General features: G+C 67.7%; 20 protein-coding genes and 1 riboswitch. Of the genes, 7 read left to right on the top strand and 13 right to left on the bottom strand.

The features are described 5' to 3' along the window. Positions 1 to 96 precede the first annotated feature (96 nt). The 6 genes from FFS49_RS42085 to FFS49_RS23400 form a co-directional block, all read right to left on the bottom strand. Positions 97 to 246, bottom strand: coding sequence for a hypothetical protein (locus FFS49_RS42085; RefSeq protein WP_171026821.1), 150 nt, complete (start codon positions 244 to 246; stop codon positions 97 to 99). A 70-nt stretch (positions 247 to 316) separates the two neighbouring features. Continuing rightward, positions 317 to 949: a gamma-glutamylcyclotransferase gene (locus tag FFS49_RS23420; RefSeq protein ID WP_039360039.1), complete on the bottom strand. Its 633-nt coding sequence runs from the start codon at positions 947 to 949 to the stop codon at positions 317 to 319. A gap of 12 nt (positions 950 to 961) precedes the next feature. Beyond that, a complete protein-coding gene (gene ybeY, locus FFS49_RS23415) occupies positions 962 to 1738 on the bottom strand; it encodes an rRNA maturation RNase YbeY (RefSeq protein WP_039360036.1) in 777 nt (258 codons plus the stop codon). Between the two features lie 148 nt (positions 1739 to 1886). Then, entirely contained in the window at positions 1887 to 2933 is a 1047-nt protein-coding gene (locus tag FFS49_RS23410) for a PhoH family protein (RefSeq protein ID WP_039360031.1), read from the bottom strand. A 29-nt stretch (positions 2934 to 2962) separates the two neighbouring features. Continuing rightward, positions 2963 to 4336 (bottom strand): tRNA (N6-isopentenyl adenosine(37)-C2)-methylthiotransferase MiaB, encoded by a 1374-nt coding sequence (miaB, locus tag FFS49_RS23405; protein WP_039360028.1) that lies wholly within the window; start codon positions 4334 to 4336, stop codon positions 2963 to 2965. Positions 4337 to 4552: 216 nt separating this feature from the next. Further along, a complete protein-coding gene (locus FFS49_RS23400) occupies positions 4553 to 5485 on the bottom strand; it encodes a LysR family transcriptional regulator (RefSeq protein WP_105819024.1) in 933 nt (310 codons plus the stop codon). A 144-nt stretch (positions 5486 to 5629) separates the two neighbouring features. Here FFS49_RS23400 and FFS49_RS23395 point away from each other — a divergent pair, with 144 nt between their 5' ends. The 3 genes from FFS49_RS23395 (at position 5630) to ribB (ending at position 8886) form a co-directional block, all read left to right on the top strand. After that, positions 5630 to 6805: an MFS transporter gene (locus FFS49_RS23395; RefSeq protein WP_105819023.1), complete on the top strand. Its 1176-nt coding sequence runs from the start codon at positions 5630 to 5632 to the stop codon at positions 6803 to 6805. A gap of 216 nt (positions 6806 to 7021) precedes the next feature. Beyond that, positions 7022 to 7714, top strand: coding sequence for an XRE family transcriptional regulator (locus FFS49_RS23390; protein ID WP_039360019.1), 693 nt, complete (start codon positions 7022 to 7024; stop codon positions 7712 to 7714). 194 nt (positions 7715 to 7908) lie between these two features. Beyond that, a riboswitch (FMN riboswitch) is annotated at positions 7909 to 8057 on the top strand. A gap of 118 nt (positions 8058 to 8175) precedes the next feature. Beyond that, on the top strand, positions 8176 to 8886 hold the full coding sequence (ribB, locus tag FFS49_RS23385) for a 3,4-dihydroxy-2-butanone-4-phosphate synthase (RefSeq protein WP_039360016.1): 711 nt from the start codon (positions 8176 to 8178) through the stop codon (positions 8884 to 8886). A 109-nt stretch (positions 8887 to 8995) separates the two neighbouring features. Here the strand turns inward: ribB and FFS49_RS23380 are convergent, their stop codons facing one another. From FFS49_RS23380 to glpD, 4 genes are all read right to left on the bottom strand, one after another. Continuing rightward, entirely contained in the window at positions 8996 to 9682 is a 687-nt protein-coding gene (locus FFS49_RS23380) for an HAD-IA family hydrolase (RefSeq protein ID WP_105819022.1), read from the bottom strand. A gap of 388 nt (positions 9683 to 10070) precedes the next feature. Continuing rightward, positions 10071 to 10787 carry an MIP/aquaporin family protein gene (locus FFS49_RS23375; protein WP_039360010.1) on the bottom strand — a complete coding sequence of 239 codons (717 nt, stop codon included), beginning with the start codon at positions 10785 to 10787 and terminating at the stop codon, positions 10071 to 10073. An 81-nt stretch (positions 10788 to 10868) separates the two neighbouring features. Next, positions 10869 to 12371, bottom strand: a complete 1503-nt coding sequence (glpK, locus tag FFS49_RS23370; RefSeq protein WP_039360007.1) for a glycerol kinase GlpK — start codon at positions 12369 to 12371, stop codon at positions 10869 to 10871. 106 nt (positions 12372 to 12477) lie between these two features. Further along, complete coding sequence (glpD, locus tag FFS49_RS23365; protein WP_105819021.1) at positions 12478 to 14001, bottom strand: glycerol-3-phosphate dehydrogenase; 1524 nt, start codon at positions 13999 to 14001, stop codon at positions 12478 to 12480. Between the two features lie 162 nt (positions 14002 to 14163). Between glpD and FFS49_RS23360 the strand changes: the two genes are divergently transcribed. Then, positions 14164 to 14532: a hypothetical protein gene (locus FFS49_RS23360; protein WP_039360001.1), complete on the top strand. Its 369-nt coding sequence runs from the start codon at positions 14164 to 14166 to the stop codon at positions 14530 to 14532. 90 nt (positions 14533 to 14622) lie between these two features. On the opposite strand, the gene FFS49_RS23355 is transcribed toward FFS49_RS23360, so the two are convergent. Together FFS49_RS23355 and FFS49_RS23345 are read right to left on the bottom strand one after the other, a co-directional pair. After that, positions 14623 to 14820 (bottom strand): hypothetical protein, encoded by a 198-nt coding sequence (locus FFS49_RS23355; protein ID WP_006751304.1) that lies wholly within the window; start codon positions 14818 to 14820, stop codon positions 14623 to 14625. Between the two features lie 304 nt (positions 14821 to 15124). Beyond that, positions 15125 to 15904, bottom strand: a complete 780-nt coding sequence (locus FFS49_RS23345) for a DeoR/GlpR family DNA-binding transcription regulator (RefSeq protein ID WP_006493999.1) — start codon at positions 15902 to 15904, stop codon at positions 15125 to 15127. 222 nt (positions 15905 to 16126) lie between these two features. On the opposite strand from FFS49_RS23345, the gene FFS49_RS23340 reads away from it, so the two are divergent. The 3 genes from FFS49_RS23340 (at position 16127) to FFS49_RS23330 (ending at position 19499) form a co-directional block, all read left to right on the top strand. Then, positions 16127 to 17767, top strand: coding sequence for a gamma-glutamyltransferase family protein (locus FFS49_RS23340; protein WP_105819020.1), 1641 nt, complete (start codon positions 16127 to 16129; stop codon positions 17765 to 17767). Positions 17768 to 18094: 327 nt separating this feature from the next. Beyond that, complete coding sequence (locus FFS49_RS23335) at positions 18095 to 18922, top strand: ferritin-like domain-containing protein (RefSeq protein WP_039360322.1); 828 nt, start codon at positions 18095 to 18097, stop codon at positions 18920 to 18922. Positions 18923 to 18992: 70 nt separating this feature from the next. Beyond that, positions 18993 to 19499, top strand: coding sequence for a hypothetical protein (locus FFS49_RS23330; protein ID WP_105819019.1), 507 nt, complete (start codon positions 18993 to 18995; stop codon positions 19497 to 19499). Here the strand turns inward: FFS49_RS23330 and FFS49_RS23325 are convergent. After that, positions 19493 to 20953, bottom strand: a complete 1461-nt coding sequence (locus FFS49_RS23325; protein WP_105819018.1) for a DEAD/DEAH box helicase — start codon at positions 20951 to 20953, stop codon at positions 19493 to 19495. The genes FFS49_RS23330 and FFS49_RS23325 overlap by 7 nt on opposite strands. Between the last annotated feature and the right edge of the window lie 96 nt (positions 20954 to 21049).

Here is a 21049-nt window from a genome sequence, read left to right as displayed (position 1 = left end):
CGGAAGGGGCGGGGCGCCGTGATGCGCGAAAAGGTCCTGCGGAGGCGGCCCGTGGCGGCATTCTGACGCACGCGGGTTTTGCCGCCGCGCCGCGGTTCAGAACCGCATGCCGGCCGAGCAGCCGCCGGCGGCCGCGCCGTTGGTCGCGGCGCCGCCGCAGCCCAGGATTCCGCAGCCGGACAGCGCGACGCTCGCGGCGACGATCAGCGCGGCAATCTTGCAATGCGACCAGCGTGACGGTTTCATCGAGCGTGTCCTTGTTCGAATGCGCATGCGGCGCGGCAGCGCGTAGCGGCAAGCCGGGCGCCGTGCCGCGTCACCGGCATCGCGCGAGCAGCCCTTCGAGTGCGCGATCGGGGATGCCGCTCGCGCGCAGCGCATCGACGGTGCGGCTCACGTAGTCGAGCGTCGTGCCGTAGCGGCCGGCCGCGCAGCCGAACACTTCCTTCACGACGGGATCGGTCAGCTTGCCCGTGTAGGTGGGCGCGTCGCGGCGCATCACGAACGCGAGCGCGTTCACGCGTTCGCCGGTTTCCAGCGAGCATGGCAGCCACGCGGGCCGGTATGAACCCATCGGCATTTCGCGCTTCCACAGCGTTTCGAGGTGCGGTTGCGCGGTCGGGCCGGCGAGCCGGAACGCGATGCCCGAGCAGGAGCCGCCGCGATCGAGCGCGAGCACGAGGCCCGGGCGTTCGGGCGTGCCGCGGTTCACGCGCGACCACAGGTAGAGCCCGCGGTGATAGCCGTGCACCTTGCCGCGCACGGCGGCGACGGTCGGCAACCCCGGGTTCCAGATCAGCGAGCCATAGCCGAACAGCCACAGATCCTGCTGGCCGTCCCAGTCGCGCATCGTGTGCGCGAGCGAAGCCGCGAGCTCGTCTTCCGTCAGCAGGCGCCCGTCGCCGATCGACGGCGGGTAGGCGGGCGGGATCGTCGCGACGTTGCGCATCGTGCGGAGGGCTTACTGGTACGGGTTCGGGAAGCCCAGCTTCGCGAGGATGTCGACTTCGAGCGCTTCCATTTCGGCTGCGTCCTCGTCGCTCGTCTCGTGGTCGTAGCCCTGCGCATGCAGCGCGCCGTGCACCAGCAGGTGTGCGTAGTGGGCCGTGAGCGGCTTGCCCTGGTCGTGCGCTTCCTTCTCGACGACCGGGCAGCACAGCACGAGGTCGCCGATCACGGTTCCGTCTGGCGCCGCGTCGTACGCGAAGGTCAGCACGTTGGTCGGGTAGTCCTTGTGGCGGTAGCCGGCGTTCAGCGTGCGGCCTTCTTCCTCGCCGACGAAGCGCACGGTGAGCTGCGCGCTGGCGAACAGCGCCGGCTCGATCCACTCGGCGATCAGCTTGCGCTTCGGTAGCGTCTTGCGCACGTCGCTCGTGATTTCGTCACCGTATTGCACGGACAGGTCGAGCTCCGGCTCGCGCAGCGCGTCTTCGGTGTCGTCTTCGCGCGGGGCGGGCTCGGCGCCCACGTGCAGCGTCACGCTGTCGTAGTGCTCGGGCTGCAGCGCGAGCTTTGCGCGCATGGCCGGATCGTTGTGCTGCGCGACGATCGCGACGGCGGCTTCTCCCGAACTGCCCGACAGGTCGAACATCAGGCTGCGGCCATCCGGGAAGTCGATTCGCAGCCCTTGTGCGTTGACGGTCCGGGCCTTGCCCTTCGCATCGAACAGCGAAAGGCGGGGGGAGGCGGGCGCGGCGGACTGAGCGCGCCCGGACTTGCGGGAACGGGAGGATTTCATGACGCGTGCGGCGATTAGAACGCGTTGAGGATACACCAAACGGCCGATCGCACCCGAATTGGCACCGGCGAAAAAAAAGCCCGGCGCGCCGTCTGGCGGGCCGGGCCGGGCTGTCAGGCCGGGGCGGCGTACAGGTGCCGCCGGCCGGTCAGCCGTCCTGGTGCTGGGCGTGGAATTCGTCGTACGCCTCGACGATGCGTGCGACGAGCGGATGGCGCACGACGTCGGCGCTCGTGAAGCGCGTGAGCGCGATGCCGCGCACGCCGCCGAGCACCTGCTGCGCCTCGACGAGGCCGCTCTTGTGGCCGCGCGGCAGGTCGACCTGGCTCGTGTCGCCGGTCACGACTGCCTTCGAGCCGAAGCCGATCCGCGTGAGGAACATCTTCATCTGCTCGGGCGTCGTGTTCTGCGCCTCGTCGAGGATGATGAACGCGTGGTTCAGCGTGCGGCCGCGCATGTACGCGAGCGGCGCGATCTCGATCATCTGGCGCTCGAACATCTTCGCCGTCTTGTCGAAGCCGAGCAGGTCGTACAGCGCGTCGTACAGCGGACGCAGGTACGGGTCGACCTTCTGCGCGAGATCGCCCGGCAGGAAGCCGAGCCGCTCGCCGGCCTCGACGGCCGGGCGCGTCAGCACGATCCGCTTGACCTGGTCGCGCTCGAGCGCGTCGACCGCGCACGCGACCGCGAGGTAGGTCTTGCCGGTGCCGGCCGGCCCGATGCCGAACGTCACGTCGTGCTGCAGGATCTGCTTCAGGTACTCGCGCTGCGCCGGCGTGCGGCCGCGCAGGTCGGCGCGCCGCGTGTAGAGCTTCGGCGCGGGCTCCTCGTCCGGCTCGCTGGCGTCGAGTTGGACGACGGGCTCGTCGAACGGATGGTCGGGGTCGCCGCGAAAGCGCACGTCGAGCGTGTCCTGGCGGCCGTTGCCGGACGTGTGGCGCACTTCGACCAGCGCGAGCTGGATGTCGTCGACCGACAGCGCATCGCGCGCACGGTTGTAGAAGTTCTCGAGCGCGGTGAGCGCGAGCTTGGCGCCGCGCCCGCGGATCGCGATCCGGTGGCCGCGTCGCGCGAGCGTGACGTCGAGCGCCTGTTCGATCTGCCGCAGGTTCTCGTCGAGCGGGCCGCAGAGGTTGGCGAGGCGCGCGTTGTCGTCGCGCGGCGCGACGAATTCCAGTGCTTGGGTCGGCTTCAAAGTGGCGTCGGGCTCCTGTTGAGCGTCAGTCAGTGGGTGGCCGCGCTCGCGTCGTCGCTCACGAGCACGAGCTCGCCGCGCAGCGAATGCGGGTACGCATGGTTGATCTTCACGTCGATCATCTGGCCGATCAGGCGCGGGTGCGACGCGAGCGGCGCCGGGAAATTCACGACCCGGTTGTTCTCGGTGCGGCCCGCGAGTTCGTTCGGGTCCTTGCGCGACGGGCCCTCGACGAGGATCCGCTCGACCTTCCCGACCATCGACTGGCTGATGCGCGCGACGTTTTCCTCGATGGTCGCCTGCAGATGTTGCAGGCGTTTGAGCTTCACTTCGCGCGGCGTGTCGTCGTGCAGGTTCGCGGCCGGCGTGCCGGGGCGCGGGCTGTAGATGAACGAGAAGCTGGTGTCGTAGCTCATCTCGTGCACGAGCGCCATCATCTTGTCGAAATCGTCCTCGGTCTCGCCGGGGAAGCCGACGATCATGTCGGTCGACAGCGACAGGTCGGGGCGGATCGCGCGCAGCTTGCGGATCACCGACTTGTATTCGAGCACCGTGTAGCCGCGCTTCATCGCCATCAGGATGCGGTCGGAGCCGTGCTGGACGGGCAGGTGCAGGTGGCTCACGAGCTTCGGCACCTTTGCGTAGGTGTCGATCAGGCGCTGCGTGAATTCCTTCGGGTGCGACGTCGTGTAGCGGATCCGCTCGATGCCGGGGATGTCGGCGACGTATTCGATCAGCGTCGCGAAATCGGCGATTTCGGACGAGCCGGCCGCCAGCGCGCCGCGATACGCGTTCACGTTCTGGCCGAGCAGCGTGACTTCGCGCACGCCCTGGTCGGCGAGGCCGGCCACTTCGGTCAGCACGTCGTCGAGCGGGCGCGACACTTCATCGCCGCGCGTGTACGGCACCACGCAGTAGCTGCAGTACTTCGAGCAGCCTTCCATGATCGACACGAACGCGCTCGGCCCCTCGACGCGCGCGGGCGGCAGGTGGTCGAACTTCTCGATTTCGGGGAACGAGATGTCGACCTGCGCACGGCCGCTCTCGCGGCGCGCGTCGATCATCTGCGGCAGGCGGTGCAGGGTTTGCGGGCCGAACACGAGGTCGACGTACGGCGCGCGCGACACGATCGATGCGCCTTCCTGGCTCGCGACACAGCCGCCGACGCCGATCAGCAGGCCGGGCTTCGCTTCCTTCAGCTCGCGCACGCGGCCGAGATCGGAGAACACCTTCTCCTGCGCCTTTTCACGCACCGAGCACGTGTTGAACAGGATGATGTCCGCGTCTTCCGGCGTATCGGTCTTTTCGAGGCCTTCGGCCGCATTCAGCACGTCCACCATCTTGTCCGAGTCGTACTCGTTCATCTGGCAGCCGAAGGTCTTTACGTAAACTTTCTTGGTCATGGGGGGTCGCCGTTCGCAGTGGTTGACCTGGGGGCGTCGTCTAGAGGGTGAATCGGGACGGCCGTGCGCTGCACGCGGATGGCGCGCAGCCAGCATGAGAAGCCGTCGGGAAAGCCTTTCATTATAGCTTTTCGTGCCGGCCGGGACGGGAGGCGGGTTGCGGCCGCGCGACGCCGGGCTCCAGGTTCCGACCCCTTGGCGGCGGTGCGCCGACCGTCAGCGGCACGCGTTCAGCAGGTCTTCGTGCGCGGCTTCCTCGCGCGCGAAGCGTTCGGCGAGAAAGTCGAGCAGCACGCGCACGCGCGGCGCCATGTAGCGCTTGCCCGGATAGATCGCGTGCAGCGCTGCGCTCTGGTGCCGCCAGTCCGGCAGCAGGACCTTGAGCCGCCCGGCGCGGATGTCGTCGGCGACATCCCAGATCGAGTTCAGCACGATGCCGCGGCCGCGCAGCGCCCACTCGCGGGCGAGGCCGCCGTCGTTGGTCTCGAACGCGGTGGCGAGCGGTACCGTGCAGGTTTGTGTGTCGTCGCCGCGCGTGAAGCGCCACGTGTTCATCGGGCCGGACGCCACCGTGATCACGTTGCACGGAAAGCGGGCCAGATCTTCCGGATCACTCGGCACGCCGTGGCGTTCGATGAACGACGGCGCCGCGCACGGCACGCGCCGGTCCGCGGCGAGCCGGCGGGCGACCAGCGCGCCATCGGGCGGCGCCGCGAAGCGGATCGCGAGGTCGATCTCGTCCTGCCACAGGTTCGCCGTCGAGTCGGACGCCGTCAGCGAGAACGTCACGTTCGGGTAGCGCGCGGTGAATTCGTCGAGCCAGTCGAGCAGCCGGCGGCGGCCGAAATCGGACGTCGCCGACAGCCGTACCCGGCCGCCGACGACGTTGCGGCCGGCCTGCAACAGCGCGTTCGCGTCGTCGAGCGCCTGCAACGCCTGCCGGCAGCCGTTCAGGTACAGGCGGCCCTCGTCGGTGAGCCGCAACTGCCGGGTCGAGCGGTCGAACAGCCGGGTGGCGACCGCCGCCTCGAGCTTCGCGAGGCGCGCGCTCGCGGCGGCCGGCGTGAGGTTCAGCTTGCGCCCCGCGGCGGACAGGCTACCCAGCTCGGCCGCCTCGACGAACAGCCGGATATCGCCCAGTCGATCCATGCGATTTTCCAGAAATATTTGAAAATGGTTCAAACGCCAAGCCAATTATCAAATATCGGCATCTTCGGGACAATGCGCACATCCTGCCTTTTGTGCGGTGCGGCACCGACCGGGCGCCGCGTCCGCCGCCTTCCGGAGAACCCCATGCCCATTCCGTTACTGGCGCTTGCGATCAGCGCCTTCGCCATCGGTACCACCGAGTTCATCATCATGGGCCTGTTGCCCGAGGTCGCGCGCGACCTGGCCGTGTCGCTGCCGTCTGCCGGCCTGCTGGTCACGGGTTACGCGCTCGGTGTCGCGGCCGGCGCGCCGCTGCTCGCGGTGCTGACGAGCCGCATGCCGCGCAAGGCCGCGCTGCAGTTGCTGATGGCGATCTTCATCGTCGGCAACGTGCTGTGCGCGACTGCGTCCGGCTACGCGATGCTGATGGTCGCGCGGGTCGTCACGTCGTTCGCGCACGGGTCGTTCTTCGGGATCGGTGCAGTGGTCGCCGCGTCGCTCGTGCCGGCCGACAAGCGTGCGAGCGCGATCGCGCTGATGTTCACGGGGCTCACGCTGTCGAACGTGCTGGGCGTGCCGTTCGGCACCTTCGTCGGCCAGTTGCTCGGCTGGCGCGCGTCGTTCTGGATCGTCGCCGCGCTCGGCGTGCTGTCGCTCGGCGGCGTCGCCGCGCTGGTGCCGAACCGCCACGACAGCGGGCCGGTCGGCCTCGGCCACGAAGTGCGCGTGCTGAAGGAGCCGCAGGTGTGGCTCGCGCTGCTGATGACCGTGCTCGGCTTCGGCGGCGTGTTCGTCGTGTTCACGTACATCGCGCCGATTCTCCAGTCCGTGTCGGGCTATTCGCCGCGCGCGGTCGCGCTGATCCTCGTCCTGTTCGGCGCGGGGCTGACGATCGGCAACACGCTCGGCGGCAAGCTCGCGGACCGCGCGCTGATGCCGTCGTTGATCGCGATCCTCGTTGCGCTGATGGCCGTGATGGTCGTGTTCGCCAAGACGAGCCACCATCCGGTCGCGGCGGCCGTCACCGTGTTCGTATGGGGGATCGCCGCATTTGCGACGGTGCCGCCGCTCCAGGCGCACGTGGTCGAGAAGGCCGCGAGCGCGCCGCATCTCGCATCGACGCTGAACATCGGCGCGTTCAACGTCGGCAATGCGCTTGGCGCGTGGCTCGGCGGCCTTGCGCTGGAACATGGCCTGGCGCTCGATGCGCTGCCCTGGGTGGCCGTTGCGGTGACGTTCGCGGCGCTCGTCGTCACGTGGTTTGCGATGCGGCTCGACGCGCGCGGGCCGGCGCGCGGCACGGCGCCGGCGGCGCAATGAGCCGTGCAACGCGGCGCCTGCGCGACGCGATAGCGGCGGGAAAAGGTTCGCGACGAACGCATTCCTCCGCGATGCTGATAACGGTGTGAAGATAACTTCGTTTGCCGGTGCAAGACCGGGTGATAGCGTCTCGATACGCGCCGTTGCTGGCGCAACCCGATTCCGATCCCGGCTTACCCCATATGCAGGGCTGCACAGCGGCCCGGAGGCAATGCTATGTCTTCACCCCTTGCGCTCGTGCGCGACGTGTCTTCCTTCGAGTCCGGCAATGCCGCCGATGCGCGGGCGTCCGCGTCGCTCGACGTTCTGGAACAGGTCGTCGGTGTGAACCTCGCGCGGTTGCGCGCCGAGCGGCAACTGTCGCTCGATGCGCTCGCGCGGCTGTCCGGCGTGTCGCGCGCGATGCTCGCGCAGATCGAGTCGGCGCGCAGCGTGCCGTCGATCAAGGTGCTCTGCAAGATCGCCGCGGCGCTGAAGGTATCGGTCGCCGCCTTCCTGCGCCGCCATGCCGTGAACGGCTTCGAGCACCTGGCGGCCGAGCGCGCGTCGCGGGTCGTCAGCTCGAACGGCCGCTTCTCGGCGCGTGCGCTGTACCCGGAAGGCGAGCCGGCCGCGGCCGAGTTCCACGAACTGCGGATCGCGCCGCTGCATACGGAGCCCGGCGCCCGCCGCGCGCCCGGCACGACGGTCAATCTCGTCGTCAGCGAAGGCACGCTCGAAGTCAGCGTGCATGACCGCCGCCAGTTGCTCGCGACCGGCGACGCGATCGTGTTCGATGCCGACCAGCCATACAGCCTGCGCAACCCGGGCGACAGCGAGGCGCGCGCATTCCGCGTGACGGTGAGCCCCGAGGTGCCGCCGCGCTGGCTCGTGCCCGATGCGGCACATACGGCGCACGCGGCCGGCTGACCGCGCAACGCAAGGCTGCACGGAAGCGGGCCGCGTGCTCGTCGTTCGGCGAGACCGCGGGTCGTCCGTCGGCCGTCTGGACGATGCCGTTAGACGGGGTCGTCAGTAAGGTTTTAGGCAGTGTTCGCTGCGCCGCGCGCGCAGCTGTTGTATGCTTGGCCCGCCGTCGATGGGGTTGGCCCATCCGGCAATCAGTGCGTCTTCAGGGCGGGGTGAAATTCCCCACCGGCGGTAGGCTGGCGTAAGCCGGCGAGCCCGCGAGCGCCCGCGCATCCGCGCGGGGTCAGCAGATCTGGTCGAATGCCAGAGCCGACGGTCACAGTCCGGATGAGAGAAGATGTGCAGATAGTCATGTCCGTCAGGGCCGCTTCGCCATGTGTGCGAAGCGGGTTGTCGTTCTGTCTGTTTGCAATGCCCTGGAACGTTTTTCGCCCAAATCGTATTTGCGAGGAGCGTTTCACATGTCCTTGATGTCCGTTTCGTCGGCACCCGCCGACGCCTTTGCCGATCTCCCGTTGCTGGATTCCGAACCGGTGCCGCCGCGCATCGCCGCCGCGCTCGAAGCGATGCGCGCAGGCCGCGCCGTGGTGCTGCAGGACGACCACGACCGCGAGAACGAAGCCGACCTGATCGTTGCCGCCGAGCGCATCACGCCCGAGACGATGGCGCTGCTGATCCGCGAATGCAGCGGCATCGTGTGTCTGTGCCTGACCGACGACACCGTGCGTGCGCTCGAGCTGCCGCCGATGGTGCAGACCAACGAGAGCCGCAACGGCACCGCGTTCACCGTGTCGATCGAGGCGCGCGAAGGCGTGCATACGGGCGTATCGGCGGCCGATCGCGTGACGACGATCCGCGCGGCGATCGCGGAAGGGGCGAAGCCGCACGACATCGTGCGCCCCGGCCACGTGTTTCCGCTGCGTGCGCAACCGGGCGGCGTGCTGGCGCGCCGCGGTCATACCGAAGGCACGGTCGACCTGTCGATCCTCGCCGGCCTGAAGCCGGCCGGCGTGCTGTGCGAGCTGATGAATCCGGACGGCACGATGACGCGCGGCGACGATGTCGAGCGTTTCGCGCAACAGCACGGCCTGCCGATGCTGACGATCGCCGAACTCGTCGAGTTCCGCGAAGCGCTGGCCGCCGCGCGCGAGCGCTGCTGCGAACCGGCCTGAGTGCGGGGAAGGGGAAGGCGGGCGCGTTCGTGCGCCCGCGGCCCGGCGTGCGTGGTGAACCGGTGCACGCCGGATCGGCCCGATCAGCCTGATCGGGCTGGCAGGACCATCAGGACTGTACGTCCCCGAATTCGCCGCGAACGCCGGCTTCGACGAACGCCGGCAGCTCGTCCATCTCGCGCATGATCCGCGTGATGCCCATCGCGCGCAGTGCGTCCGCGTAGTTGTCGGGGATGTGGCTCGCGCCGACGAATGCGATCGTCTTCATGCCCGCCGCGCGCGCGGCATTCAGCCCCGACACGCTGTCCTCGACGACGACGCAGCGCTCCGGCGCGACGCCGAGCGTGTGCGCCGCATGCAGGTAGACGTCGGGGTAGGGCTTCGGCCGCGCCACCTGCTCGGAGCTGAACACGCGATCGCCGAAGATCTCGGTGAGCGCCGCGCGCTTCAGCGAGCTGCGCACGCGCGCGAGCCGGCTGTTCGACACGACGGCCGCCGGCAGGCTCACCTTCAGCAGCGCGTCGCGCACGCCGGAGATCGGCGCGAGCGATTGCGCCAGCGCGCTCTCGATGTTGTGCTCGATGGTCTCGATGAAGTTGGCCGGCATCTCGATCCCGAAGCGGGATTCGATTCCCGCCAGGAAGCGCGACGTCTGCTGGCCGAACGCCGACTTGGCGGCGGCTTCGAAATCGAGATTCGGGAACGTGGCCGACAGCGTGTCGAGCAGGACGCGGTCGGCGATGATTTCGCTGTCGACGAGCACGCCGTCGCAGTCGCAGATGAGGTGATCGAGCATGGTGGTGAAAAAGCGGGATGTCGGCGACACGGATCAATTCGCCATCATACGTGCATTCACGCACACGCCGCGCGACGCTCCGGCAAATTTTCCCGACTCGAAGTCGCGGCGTCGGCGCGACTGCGCGGGTGCCGCGTGACGGTGCTCGATGCGGCGTCGCGCCTGCTCGGGCGTACAGCGCCGGAGGCGATTGCGGCGGCACGTAGCGAAGCGATGCGCAATGCGCAACCGGCGCGAGCCACGGCAAGGGAACGAGTACGAAGGCGGGGAGAAGCGGCACGGGTGCGATACCCGCGCCGCTATGCCGGCGTGCCGGCGGTCAGGCGAACGAGCCGGTTCCCGAAGCGCGCGTTGGTCGATGGCCGCGCGCTTCTTCACAGGCCCGCGTTCAGGCCATCGCGTGCAGGTGCAGGTACAGTCCGGCCGCCGCGGCGCCGCCGAGCAGCGGGCCGACGACGGGCACCCATGCATAGCGCCAGTCGCTGTCGCGCTTGCCGGGGATCGGCAGCAGCGCGTGCATGATGCGCGGCGACAGGTCGCGCGCGGGGCTCATCGCATAGCCGGTCGGGCCGCCGAGCGAGATGCCGATGCCGAGCACGAGCAGGCCGACGGGCAGTGCGTCGAGCGCGCCGAGGCCGACTTGCGGCGATGCGAGGTACAGCACGCCGAGGATCAGCACGAACGTGCAGATCGCTTCGGTCAGCACGTTGTGCGTGACGCTGCGGATCGCGGGCGCCGTGCAGAACACCGCGAGCTTCAGGTCCGCATCGGCTTCCTTCGCGAAGTGCTGGCGATAGGCGAGCCACACGAGCAGCGCGCCCGCCATCCCGCCGAGCATCTGCGCGAGGACGTAGCCGCCGACTTTCGACCACGCGAACTTGCCCGCGAGCGCGAGACTGATGGTGACGATCGGGTTCAGGTGCGCGCCGCTGAACGACGCGGTCACGTAGACGGCGACGAATACGGCCATCGCCCAGCCCATCACGATCACGATCAGGTCCGCGCCTTTGCCCTTGGTCTTTGCAAGCAGCACGTTTGCGACCGCGCCGTTGCCGAGCAGCACGAGGATCGCCGTGCCGATGAATTCTGCAATATAAGGTGACATTGTTGTCTCTCTTGAGTCACGGCGGACTCGCGCATTGCGCGGTCCGCCGGTGTTGTTGTATTTCGTCTGGATGCCTGACGGTTACTGCGCGTCGTCGGCCCATGCCTTGGCGGCACGCACCGCGCGCTGCCAGCCCGACATGCAGCGTTCGACCTGCTCCTTCGGCATCGACGGCGAGAAGCGGCGATCGAGCTGCCACTGGCTGCGCACTTCGTCGAGGTTCTTCCAGTAGCCGATCGCGAGGCCCGCGAGGTAGGCCGCGCCGAGGGCGGTCGTCTCGGTGATCTGCGGACGCACCGCGTCGACGCCGAGCAGGTCCGCCTGGAACTGCATCAGCAGGTTGTTCGCGCTCGCGCCGCCGTCCACACGCAGCTCGCCGATGCTGATGCCCGAGTCGGCTTCCATCGCGGCCAGCACGTCGAGCGACTGGTATGCGATCGAATCGAGCGCCGCGCGTGCGAGGTGCGCGGAGGTCGTGCCGCGCGTGACGCCGAATACCGAGCCGCGCGCCCGTGCGTTCCAGTGCGGCGCGCCGAGGCCGGCGAACGCAGGGACCAGGTAGACGCCGTCGGTGTGCGGCACGCTCGCGGCGAGCGCTTCGATTTCAGCGGCCGACTTGATGATGCCCACGCCGTCGCGCAGCCACTGCACCACCGCGCCCGCGATGAAGATGCTGCCTTCCAGCGCGTACTGCACGTTGTCGCCGATCTGCCAGGCGATCGTCGTGACGAGGTTGTTCTTCGATTCGATCGGCTTGTCGCCGGTGTTCATCATCAGGAAGCAGCCGGTGCCGTAGGTGTTCTTCACCATGCCGGACTGCGTGCACATCTGGCCGAACAGCGCCGCCTGCTGGTCGCCTGCGATACCCGCGAGCGGGATCTTCGACGCGAACACGGTGGTTTTCGTGTGGCCATAGATTTCCGACGATGCCTTCACTTCCGGCAGCATGCTGCGCGGGATGTCGAGCATGTCGAGCAGTTCGTTGTCCCACTCGCGCGTGTGGATGTTGAACAGCATCGTGCGCGATGCGTTCGTCACGTCGGTCACGTGCAGTTCGTGCTTCGTGAAGTTCCACACGAGCCAGCTGTCGACGGTGCCGAACGCGAGCTTGCCCTGCTTGGCTTTCTCGCGTGCGCCCGGCACGTTGTCGAGAATCCAGCGGATCTTGGTTCCCGAGAAGTACGAATCGATCGGCAGGCCGGTCTTCGCGCGCACCTTCGCCTCGAAGCCCTGTGCCTTCAGCGAATCGCAGAAGTCGGCCGTGCGGCGATCCTGCCAGACGATCGCGTTGTAGACGGGCTGGCCCGTTTCGCGATCCCAGACGATCGTGGTTTCACGCTGGTTGGTGATGCCGATCGCGGCGATCGACGTGCCGTTCAGGCCCGTGCGCGTGACGGCTTCGGCGGCGACGCCGGCTTGCGTCGACCAGATTTCCTGCGGGTCGTGCTCGACCCAGCCGGGTTGCGGGTAGATCTGCTCGAATTCCTTCTGGGCGATCGATACGATATTGCCCTGGCGATCGAACAGCATCGCGCGGGAACTCGTGGTGCCCTGGTCAAGCGCGAGGATGTACTGATCCTGCATGTCTCTCATCTCCATCCGTGGATTTGGCTTAGTTGTGATGCGCGCCGCATGTGGGGCGGCGCGTCGGTGAGTCAACGTCGGTACGGCAACTGCAACTGCATTCCGGTCAGGCGTGCGGCGCGTGCGCGGCGGCGAACCACGCGTCGACCGCGGCGGTCACCGCGTCGAGCGTGCCGGGCGCGACGTGCAGGCCGAGCTTCGAGCGGCGCCACAGCACGTCCTGCGCGCAGGTTGCCCATTCGGCGTCGCGCAGGTAGCGCAGTTCGGCGTCGTAGATGCCCGGTGCGATTTCGGTGCCGAGATCGGCGAGCGACTTCGCGCCGTCGATCAGGCGCTCCGCGCGCGTGCCGTATGCACGCGCATAGCGGCGGGCGAGCGCGGCGGGCAGCCACGCATGGCGTTTGGCGAACGTATCGGCGAATGCGTCGAACTTTGCGTTCGCGATGTCGCCGCCCGGCAGTGCGACACCGGCCGTCCAGGTCTTCGCGTCGCGGCCGAGCGCGTTGCACAGCATGTCGCCGGCTTCTTCCGCGAGCTTGCGGAACGTCGTGATCTTGCCGCCGAACACCGACAGCAGCGGGGCGCCCGCGCCGTCGTCCAGCTCGAGGCGGTAGTCGCGCGTGACGGCCGACGCGTTCGCGGCGTTCTCGTCTTCCAGCAGCGGGCGCACGCCCGAGTAGGTCCAGTGCACGTCGGCCGGCGAGATCTTGCGCTTGAAGTAGCGGTTGATCGAATCGCACAGGTACTGCGTCTCGTCGCGATCGATCGCGACCTTCGCGGGATCGTTCGTGTATTCGACGTCGGTCGTGCCGATCAGCGTGAAATCGTGTTCGTACGGAATCGCGAAGATGATCCGCTTGTCCGGGTTCTGGAAGATGTACGCGTGGTCGTGATCGAACAGGCGGCGCGTGATGATGTGGCTACCCTTCACGAGCCGCACGCTGTGGTGCGCGCCGCGGCCGAGCGCGCCTTTCAGCACTTCGCCGACCCACGGGCCCGCCGCGTTCGCGATCGCGCGCGCATGCACGACGCGGATCGAGCCGTCGGCGTGCTGCAGCCGCGCTTCCCATTCGTCGCCGCGGCGTTCGGCGGACACCAGCTTCGTGCGCGTCAGGATGTCGGCGCCGCGCTCCTTCGCATCCATCGCGTTCAGCACGACGAGGCGCGCGTCGTCGACCCAGCCGTCCGAATAGACGAAGCCGCGCTTGATCGAATCGATCAGCGGCGCGCCGGCCGCATGGCGGCGCATGTCGATGCCGCGCGAGCCGGGCAGCAGCTCGCGTTTCGCGAGGTGATCGTAGAGGAACAGGCCGATGCGGATCAGCCAGGCCGGACGCAGGTTCGGCATGTGCGGCATCACGAAGCGCAGCGGCCACATGATGTGCGGCGCCGCGCGCAGCAGCGTCTCGCGTTCCTGCAGCGCCTTGCGCACGAGCCCGAACTCGTTGTACTCGAGGTAGCGCAGGCCGCCGTGAATCAGCTTCGTGCTGGACGACGACGTGTGCGACGCGAGATCGTCCTGCTCGCAGAGCATGACCGACAGGCCGCGGCCGGCCGCATCGCGCGCGATGCCCGCGCCGTTGATGCCGCCGCCGACAACGAGCAGATCGTAGCGATTCGGTTGGGTCACCTGCTGTCCTTATCGTCTGAGGGAAATGGGTGAACAGAAAATGTTCGAATTCGAAATTTAACGAACGAAATCGAAAAAGTAAAGTTCGATAAAGCGGGGCCAGTAGCGCGCATCGAGATCCCGGACGATACTGGCGGAATCGACCGTTTCACGAGGTGAATCATGCGTATTGGGATGTGGGCCGGCGTGTGCGCCGTCCTTCTGGCGGGGTGCACTGCGGGGATGCCGCCGCTCGTCGGCAACTGGCGCACGCCGTCGTTCGCCGACCTGCAGACGTCGTGCGGCGGCACGGCACGGGACTGGGGCGCGGACGCGCAGCCGGTCTATTCGACGCTGTATGACGCGTACGTGGCGAAACGGTACCGTGGGCTGACGGAAGCGAACTATTGTGCGTTCGTAAACGAACTTTCGGCGCACTATGCGGCGCCCGATGCGGCGGCGCGTGCCGGCTGGATCGCGTATTTCAACGGTGCGCGCGCGCAGGCCATCAGCTGGCGGGCGGCGGTCGATCCGACGCTGCGCGGCGGCTGAAGCAGATGCGGCGGGGTGGCGAGATGGAAGCGGCTATGGCCGCGCGGCCCGGCATCCGGGCGGCGCGGTCAGGTCAGGAATGGTGTGGTTTTACGAATAGCGGTACTTGATGGATCGCAGCGCGGCATCGCCGGTTTCGGTCACGCAGTATTTGCGCCCCGAACCGAGTCCTTCCAGACGGACGAGCTGCTGTTCGAGCAGTGCGTCGATTTCGTCCCGATCCATGTTGGTTTGATCGGGAGCATCCTTCACAAGCAATAGCGTGGCGAATTCATGCGGACTCAGCATCGTTCTCTCCATGGCGACCAGTCAGCCCGCGCGGCCGGCGCACGGGCCGACGCGCGATACCCATCGGGGTATGGCTTGGGGGGAAAGCTGTATTCGCCGGCCATGCCATTCGTCCGCGCCCTGGCACAGGCGGAACGGTCGAAATAGGCCGGGGAACTGGAGTCTAGTCGAGCGCGCAGGCAAACGACAAATCAGTCCCCGTTAATTTTCCCTTTGACAGCCGGGCCGTGCGCAAGCGGTTTGCTCGCGACGCCAACTTCTTGATTTCACTTGAAGTTTCGGGTGCGGTGCAGCATCGGAGCCGTCACTCGGCGACGTACACCTGGGTGCCGGCGGCCGCCACGGTGTCGGCCATCTCGGGCGGCAGCGGCTTGTCGGTGAAGAGTGCGTGCACCTGGCTCAGGTGGCCCTGGCGCACCAGCGCGGGACGGCCGACCTTCGAATGGTCGGTCACGAGATAGACGGTGCGCGCATGCTGCATGATCGCCTCGGCCACGCGCACCTCACGCGTGTCGAAGTCGCGCAGCGTGCCGTCGGCCTCGATCGCCGACGTGCCGATGATCGCGTAGTCGACCTTGAACTGGCGGATGAAGTCGATTGCGAGTTCGCCGACGATCCCCTTGTCCCACGGCCGCACGATGCCGCCCGTGATCAGCACCTCGCAATCGGGGTAGCCGCTCATCATCGACGCGACGTTCAGGTTGTTCGTGATCACGTGCAGCCCGTGGTGGCGGTTCAGCGCGCGTGCGACTTCCTCGGTGGTCGTGCCGAGGTTGATGAACAGCGAAGCCTGGTCGGGAATGTGCGACGCCGCGAGCGCCGCGATGCGGCGCTTCTCGTCGTGGAACATTCGCTGGCGCGCGGTGTACGACACGTTTTCCGAGCTGGTCGGCAGGCTCGCGCCGCCGTGGTAGCGGCGCAGCAGGTTCAGGTCGGCCAGCCAGTTCACGTCGCGGCGAATCGTCTGCGGCGTCACCGCGAAGTGAGCGGCGAGATCGTCGACGGTCACGAAGCCGTCGCGCTGCACCCATTCGAGCAATTCCTGCTGGCGCGCGTTGAGGGTGAGGCGGGGATCTCGGGTCATGGCTCGGTGGTCGTGTCGTGAGACGGAGCGGGTATTGTAAGGGCGGCAACGGCGTTAGGCCGGCCCGGCCCGCATGCTTGCCCGATATTCATGTAGAAATTGCATGGATTCATGTGACAAATGAATTTGTGCGATTACGCGGATCGCGCTGCAATGGCGGATTGCCCGCGTCCGCGGGGGCGCGTCCGGCGCGATCATTCAGCTTTCGACGAGGTGGAACCGATGACTGGCTTCAACTGGCACAACCCGTATCCGACGACCCGCATCCCGGTGTTCGCGCGCAACGTCGTGTCGACGTCGCACCCGCTTGCCGCGCAGGCCGGGCTGCGGATGCTGTGGAAGGGCGGCAACGCGGTCGACGCGGCGCTCGCCGCCGCGGCCGCGATCACGGTCGTCGAGCCCGTGTCGTGCGGGCTCGGCGGCGACGCGTTCGCGCTCGTGTGGGACGGCGAGCGGCTGTCCGGGCTGAATGCGTCGGGCGTCGCGCCGGCCGCATGGAACGTCGACTATTTCCGCAAGCGCCACGGCGAGGCGGGCAACGGCATCGCGAACAAGCCGACGCGCGGCTGGGATACCGTCACCGTGCCGGGCGTGATCGCGGGCTGGGAAGCGCTGCATGCGAAGTTCGGTTCGCTGCCGTTCGCGGAACTGCTCGAACCGGCGATCGAGATCGCGGAGCGCGGCTATGCGGTGCCGCCGATCGTCGCGCACAAGTGGGCGGCCGCGGTGCCGGAACTCAAGGGGCTGCCGGGTTTCGCCGGCACCTTCATGCCGCACGGCCGCGCACCGCAAGTGGGCGAGCGCGTGTGCCTGCCGGGCCATGCGCAGACGTTGCGCACGCTGCAGAAGGAAGGTGCGCGCGCGTTCTACGAGGGGGCGCTCGCCGAGCGCATCGCCGCGTTCTCCCGCGAAGGCGGCGGCGCGCTGACCGCAGCCGACCTGCAGGCTTACCGGCCCGAATGGGTCGAGCCGATCGGCAAGCGCTTCGGCCGTCACACGATCCACGAGATTCCGCCGAACGGGCAGGGCATCGCGGCGCTGATCGCGCTCGGGATCGCCCAGCATGCGGGCGTGACCGAATGGCCAGTCGATTCGGCCGACTCGCAGCATCTGCAGATCGAGGCGATGAAGCTCGCGTTCGCCGATGTCTATCGCTACGTCGCCGATCCGCGCGCGATGGAGCTCACACCCGAACAGATGCTCGACGACGCGTATCTCGCCGAACGCGCGAAGCTGATCGATCCCGCGCGCGCGACGCACTTCGCCGCCGGCCGGCCGCATTCGGGCGGCACGATCTACCTGTCGGCGGCCGACGAACGCGGGATGATGGTGAGCTTCATCCAGTCGAACTACATGGGCTTCGGCTCGGGGCTCGTCGTGCCCGGCACTGGCATCGCGCTGCAGAATCGCGGGCACGGCTTCTCGATGGACCCGGCTTCGCCGAATGTCGTCGCGGGCGGCAAGCGGCCGTTCCACACGATCATCCCGGCGTTCGTCACCGAGGAGGTCGATGGTCGAACCGAGGCCGTGATGAGCTTCGGCGTGATGGGCGGCGACATGCAGCCGCAAGGGCACCTGCAGACCGTCGTGCGGATGCTCGGCTATGGGCAGCAACCGCAGGCGGCCTGCGATGCGCCGCGCTGGAAGGTCAACCGCGACTTCACGCTCGACGTCGAGGCAACGATGAATCGGGCGACTGTCGACGCGCTGGCCGCACGCGGCCATACGATCAAGTCGATCGACGATCCTTACATGGATTTTGGTTCGGGGCAGTTCATCTGGCGTCTCGACCGTGACGATCGCGAGCGCGGCTACGTGGCCGCGAGCGACAGCCGCCGCGACGGCCTGGCGGCCGGTTTCTGACGGATTGCCGCCGGCTTTCGCCGGCATGTCGTGCGTTTTGCGGGCGGCCGAGCGGCCGCCCGTTTCGTTTGCGGTCGCCCGTATCGCCGGGCGGGCGCAAGCGGTTTGAAGGACTCGTCTAACGAACGGCAACAGACGCCGTGGAACTGCGCTTGTCGGGCATGGTCAGTGCTTTGGAGCACGAACATCAAAGTCCGGCTAAGATGCCAGCATGGTTCGGCCGGACCAATCCACTATAAACGCAAGTAAAACGCCGCCTGCGGGAAGGTCGGCGCCTGTGCCGAAGGCATGGGCCGGCCCCCGCGCGACGACTGGGAGCGCACCACCATGGACACCAAAACGACGCATGTGATGCCGTGGCGAATCGAGGACATCGACCTGAACCGGATCGATCGTCAACGTGCCGCCGCGAACGAGGATCTGCTGCTGCTGCTGTGCGCGTCGTCGTTCATCGAAAGCGGCTCGGATCTCTACACGAGCAATCTGAGCCAGTTCTTCAACGACGATCCGGAAGTCTCCGCATGGCTCAACAATGCATGGGAGCACGAAGAATTGCAGCACGGGCGCGCGCTGAAGGCGTACATCGCGCACGTGTGGCCGGAGTTCGACTGGGATACCGCGTTCGCGAACTTCTTCGCCGAGTATTCGCAGACCTGCAAGGTCGAGGCGTTCGAGAAGACCCGCGCGCTCGAGATGGTCGCGCGCTGCGTCGTCGAGACGGGCACGGCCACGCTCTATCGCGCGATCAACGAGTGCTCGGACGAGCCCGTGCTGAAGGAAATCACGGACAACATCCGCACCGACGAAGTGCGCCACTACAAGCACTTCTTCAAGTTCTTCAAGAAGTACAACCAGGTCGAAGGCAATGGCCGCCTTGCGGTACTGGGCGCACTGGCGCGCCGCGTGATGGAAATCAAGAACGAGGATTCGGAGATCGCGCTGCGCCATGTGTTCGCGGTGCGTTATCCGGATCGAGTCGGCGACAGCCAGTACAACCGCGAACGCGCCGCGCGCATCAGCACGCTCGTGCGGCGCAACCTGTCGGCCGACATGTGCGTGAAGATGCTGCTCAAGCCGCTCGACCTGCCCGCGAAGATCCAGCCGGGCGTCCACTATCCGCTCACGAAGATCACGCGGCACGTGTTCCTGCGCTGATCGCCGCAGCGCGGCCCGACGCGCGTATGCTGCGGCTCTTCATCCGCTCATCTACCGGGGCCACGCCATCATGACCGACACCCATCGCCACGCGCTCGAACAATGGACGTTCGACGCGTGGCCGCCGGCCGTCGTCTCGTTGTTCGACGGTACCGCGCTCGAGCATCATGCCGACATCGCCGCCTCGCTGATCGTCGCGACCGACGATGGTCAATTGCGCACGACGCTGCTCGGCGTCGGCGAAATCTATGCACACGATGCGCGCACGCTGCTGCTGGCGCTCTGGCCGCAATCGCGTGCGGCGCGCGCGATCGCGCAACGGCGGTCGGCCGCGTTGACGCTCGTCGCGGACGGCGCGTTCTTTCAGGCGCAATTGAGGATGGAGCCGCTCGAGGGAGACTTCGGCGGACTGGCCGGATTCGCTGCGACGATCGCGCACGGCGATGCGCAGCGGGTCGGCTATGCGCGTCTCGCGACAGGCGTCACGTTCACGCTGGAAGGGGAGCGCACCGAGGTGCTCGCGCGCTGGCAACGCCAGGTCGAGCACCTGCGGCGCGCAGCCGCACGGCTTCAGTGACCGCGCTGGCCGCTGCGCGACGAGCGGTTGCGGTTCGCGTGCGCGGCATTGCCGTTTGCCGGGCGTGCGCTGTTGCCGCCACCGGCCGGACGCCCGCCGTTGCCGCCGGCGCCGCCTTGGCCTTGCGTGCGCGGCTTCGCAGCCTTCTGCTGGGAGGCCTTCGGTTGCGCATTGCCGTCGCGTTTCGCGGCCGGCTGGCCTGAGCCGCCTGCGCGCGGCTGGCGATTGCCGCCACCACCGCCACCGCCACCGCCACCGCCGCGCGGCTGCTGCTGCCCGCGACGCTGCTGGATCGGCTCCGGCTTCGCGTTCGGATCAGGTTCGAAGCCCGCGATCACTTCCTGCGGAATCTCGCGCTTGATCAGCCGCTCGATGTCGCGCAGCAGCTGCTTCTCGTCGACGCACACGAGCGACACGGCTTCGCCGGTCGCACCCGCGCGGCCCGTGCGGCCGATCCGGTGCACGTAGTCTTCCGGCACGTTCGGCAGGTCGAAGTTGACGACGTGCGGCAGCTGGTCGATGTCGATCCCGCGCGCGGCGATATCGGTCGCGACGAGCACCTGCAGCGTGCTGTTCTTGAACTCCGCCAGCGCGCGCGTGCGGGCCGACTGGCTCTTGTTGCCGTGGATCGCCATCGCGCTGATGCCGTCCTTCGTCAGTTGCTCGGCGAGCCGGTTCGCGCCGTGCTTCGTGCGCGTGAACACGAGCACCTGGAACCAGTTGTGTTCGCGGATCAGGTGCGTGAGCAGTTCGCGCTTGCGGTCGCGGTCGACCGGGTGGATCTTCTGCGCGACGCTTTCGGCGGTCGTGTTGCGGCGTGCGACCTCGATCAGCGCGGGCGAGTCGAGCAGGCTGTCGGCGAGCGCCTTGATCTCGTCGGAGAACGTGGCCGAGAACAGCAGGTTCTGGCGCTGCGGCGGCAGCTTCGCGAGCACGCGCTTGATGTCGTGGATGAAACCCATGTCGAGCATCCGGTCGGCTTCGTCGAGCACGAGGATGTCGAGGTCCGACAGGTCGATCGTCTTCTGCTGCATGTGATCGAGCAGGCGGCCCGGCGTCGCGACGACGATGTCGACACCGCGCTTGAGCGCATCGATCTGCGGATTGATGCTGACGCCGCCGAACATCACGGTCGAGCGCAGCTTCACGTACTTGCTGTACGCACGGACGCTTTCCTCGACCTGGGCGGCGAGTTCGCGAGTCGGCGTGAGGATCAGCGCGCGCACGGCGCGCTTCGCGCCGCGATGTTCCGCGTAGAACGTATGCAGGCGTTGCAGGATCGGCAGCGTGAAGCCGGCGGTCTTGCCGGTGCCCGTCTGCGCGCCGGCGAGCAGGTCGCCGCCACCGAGGACGGCCGGGATCGCCTGTTGCTGGATCGGGGTCGGCGACGTGTAGCCGAGTTCGTTGACCGCCTTGACCAGCGGTTCGGCCAAGCCGAGAGATTCGAAAGACATAGATACCACTCTTCAGTTTTATGATCAGCGACGTCTCGCGCGGCCCGCGCGGGAGGTGACATCGCAAAATGCAAAATGCAAAAGGGCGCGGCCGCG

The sequence above is a fragment of the Burkholderia sp. 4NA327C6 genome, from assembly GCF_005502655.1.
GTDB classification, from domain to species: domain Bacteria; phylum Pseudomonadota; class Gammaproteobacteria; order Burkholderiales; family Burkholderiaceae; genus Burkholderia; species Burkholderia contaminans.
Note: the sequence above shows the minus strand (reverse complement) of the source record. Positions and strands in the feature narration are given on the sequence as shown.

Coding starts and splice junctions, on each gene's coding strand:
- FFS49_RS23345 (WP_006493999.1), bottom strand. CDS start 15,904: ATGACCCGAGATCCCCGCCTCACCCTCAACGCGCGCCAGCAGGAATTG.
- FFS49_RS23420 (WP_039360039.1), bottom strand. CDS start 949: ATGCGCAACGTCGCGACGATCCCGCCCGCCTACCCGCCGTCGATCGGC.
- FFS49_RS23325 (WP_105819018.1), bottom strand. CDS start 20,953: ATGTCTTTCGAATCTCTCGGCTTGGCCGAACCGCTGGTCAAGGCGGTC.
- ybeY (WP_039360036.1), bottom strand. CDS start 1,738: ATGAAATCCTCCCGTTCCCGCAAGTCCGGGCGCGCTCAGTCCGCCGCG.
- ribB (WP_039360016.1), top strand. CDS start 8,176: ATGTCCTTGATGTCCGTTTCGTCGGCACCCGCCGACGCCTTTGCCGAT.
- FFS49_RS23375 (WP_039360010.1), bottom strand. CDS start 10,787: ATGTCACCTTATATTGCAGAATTCATCGGCACGGCGATCCTCGTGCTG.
- FFS49_RS42085 (WP_171026821.1), bottom strand. CDS start 246: ATGAAACCGTCACGCTGGTCGCATTGCAAGATTGCCGCGCTGATCGTC.
- FFS49_RS23340 (WP_105819020.1), top strand. CDS start 16,127: ATGACTGGCTTCAACTGGCACAACCCGTATCCGACGACCCGCATCCCG.
- miaB (WP_039360028.1), bottom strand. CDS start 4,336: ATGACCAAGAAAGTTTACGTAAAGACCTTCGGCTGCCAGATGAACGAG.
- FFS49_RS23330 (WP_105819019.1), top strand. CDS start 18,993: ATGACCGACACCCATCGCCACGCGCTCGAACAATGGACGTTCGACGCG.
- FFS49_RS23380 (WP_105819022.1), bottom strand. CDS start 9,682: ATGCTCGATCACCTCATCTGCGACTGCGACGGCGTGCTCGTCGACAGC.
- FFS49_RS23390 (WP_039360019.1), top strand. CDS start 7,022: ATGTCTTCACCCCTTGCGCTCGTGCGCGACGTGTCTTCCTTCGAGTCC.
- FFS49_RS23400 (WP_105819024.1), bottom strand. CDS start 5,485: ATGGATCGACTGGGCGATATCCGGCTGTTCGTCGAGGCGGCCGAGCTG.
- glpK (WP_039360007.1), bottom strand. CDS start 12,371: ATGCAGGATCAGTACATCCTCGCGCTTGACCAGGGCACCACGAGTTCC.
- FFS49_RS23395 (WP_105819023.1), top strand. CDS start 5,630: ATGCCCATTCCGTTACTGGCGCTTGCGATCAGCGCCTTCGCCATCGGT.
- FFS49_RS23335 (WP_039360322.1), top strand. CDS start 18,095: ATGGACACCAAAACGACGCATGTGATGCCGTGGCGAATCGAGGACATC.
- FFS49_RS23360 (WP_039360001.1), top strand. CDS start 14,164: ATGCGTATTGGGATGTGGGCCGGCGTGTGCGCCGTCCTTCTGGCGGGG.
- FFS49_RS23355 (WP_006751304.1), bottom strand. CDS start 14,820: ATGCTGAGTCCGCATGAATTCGCCACGCTATTGCTTGTGAAGGATGCT.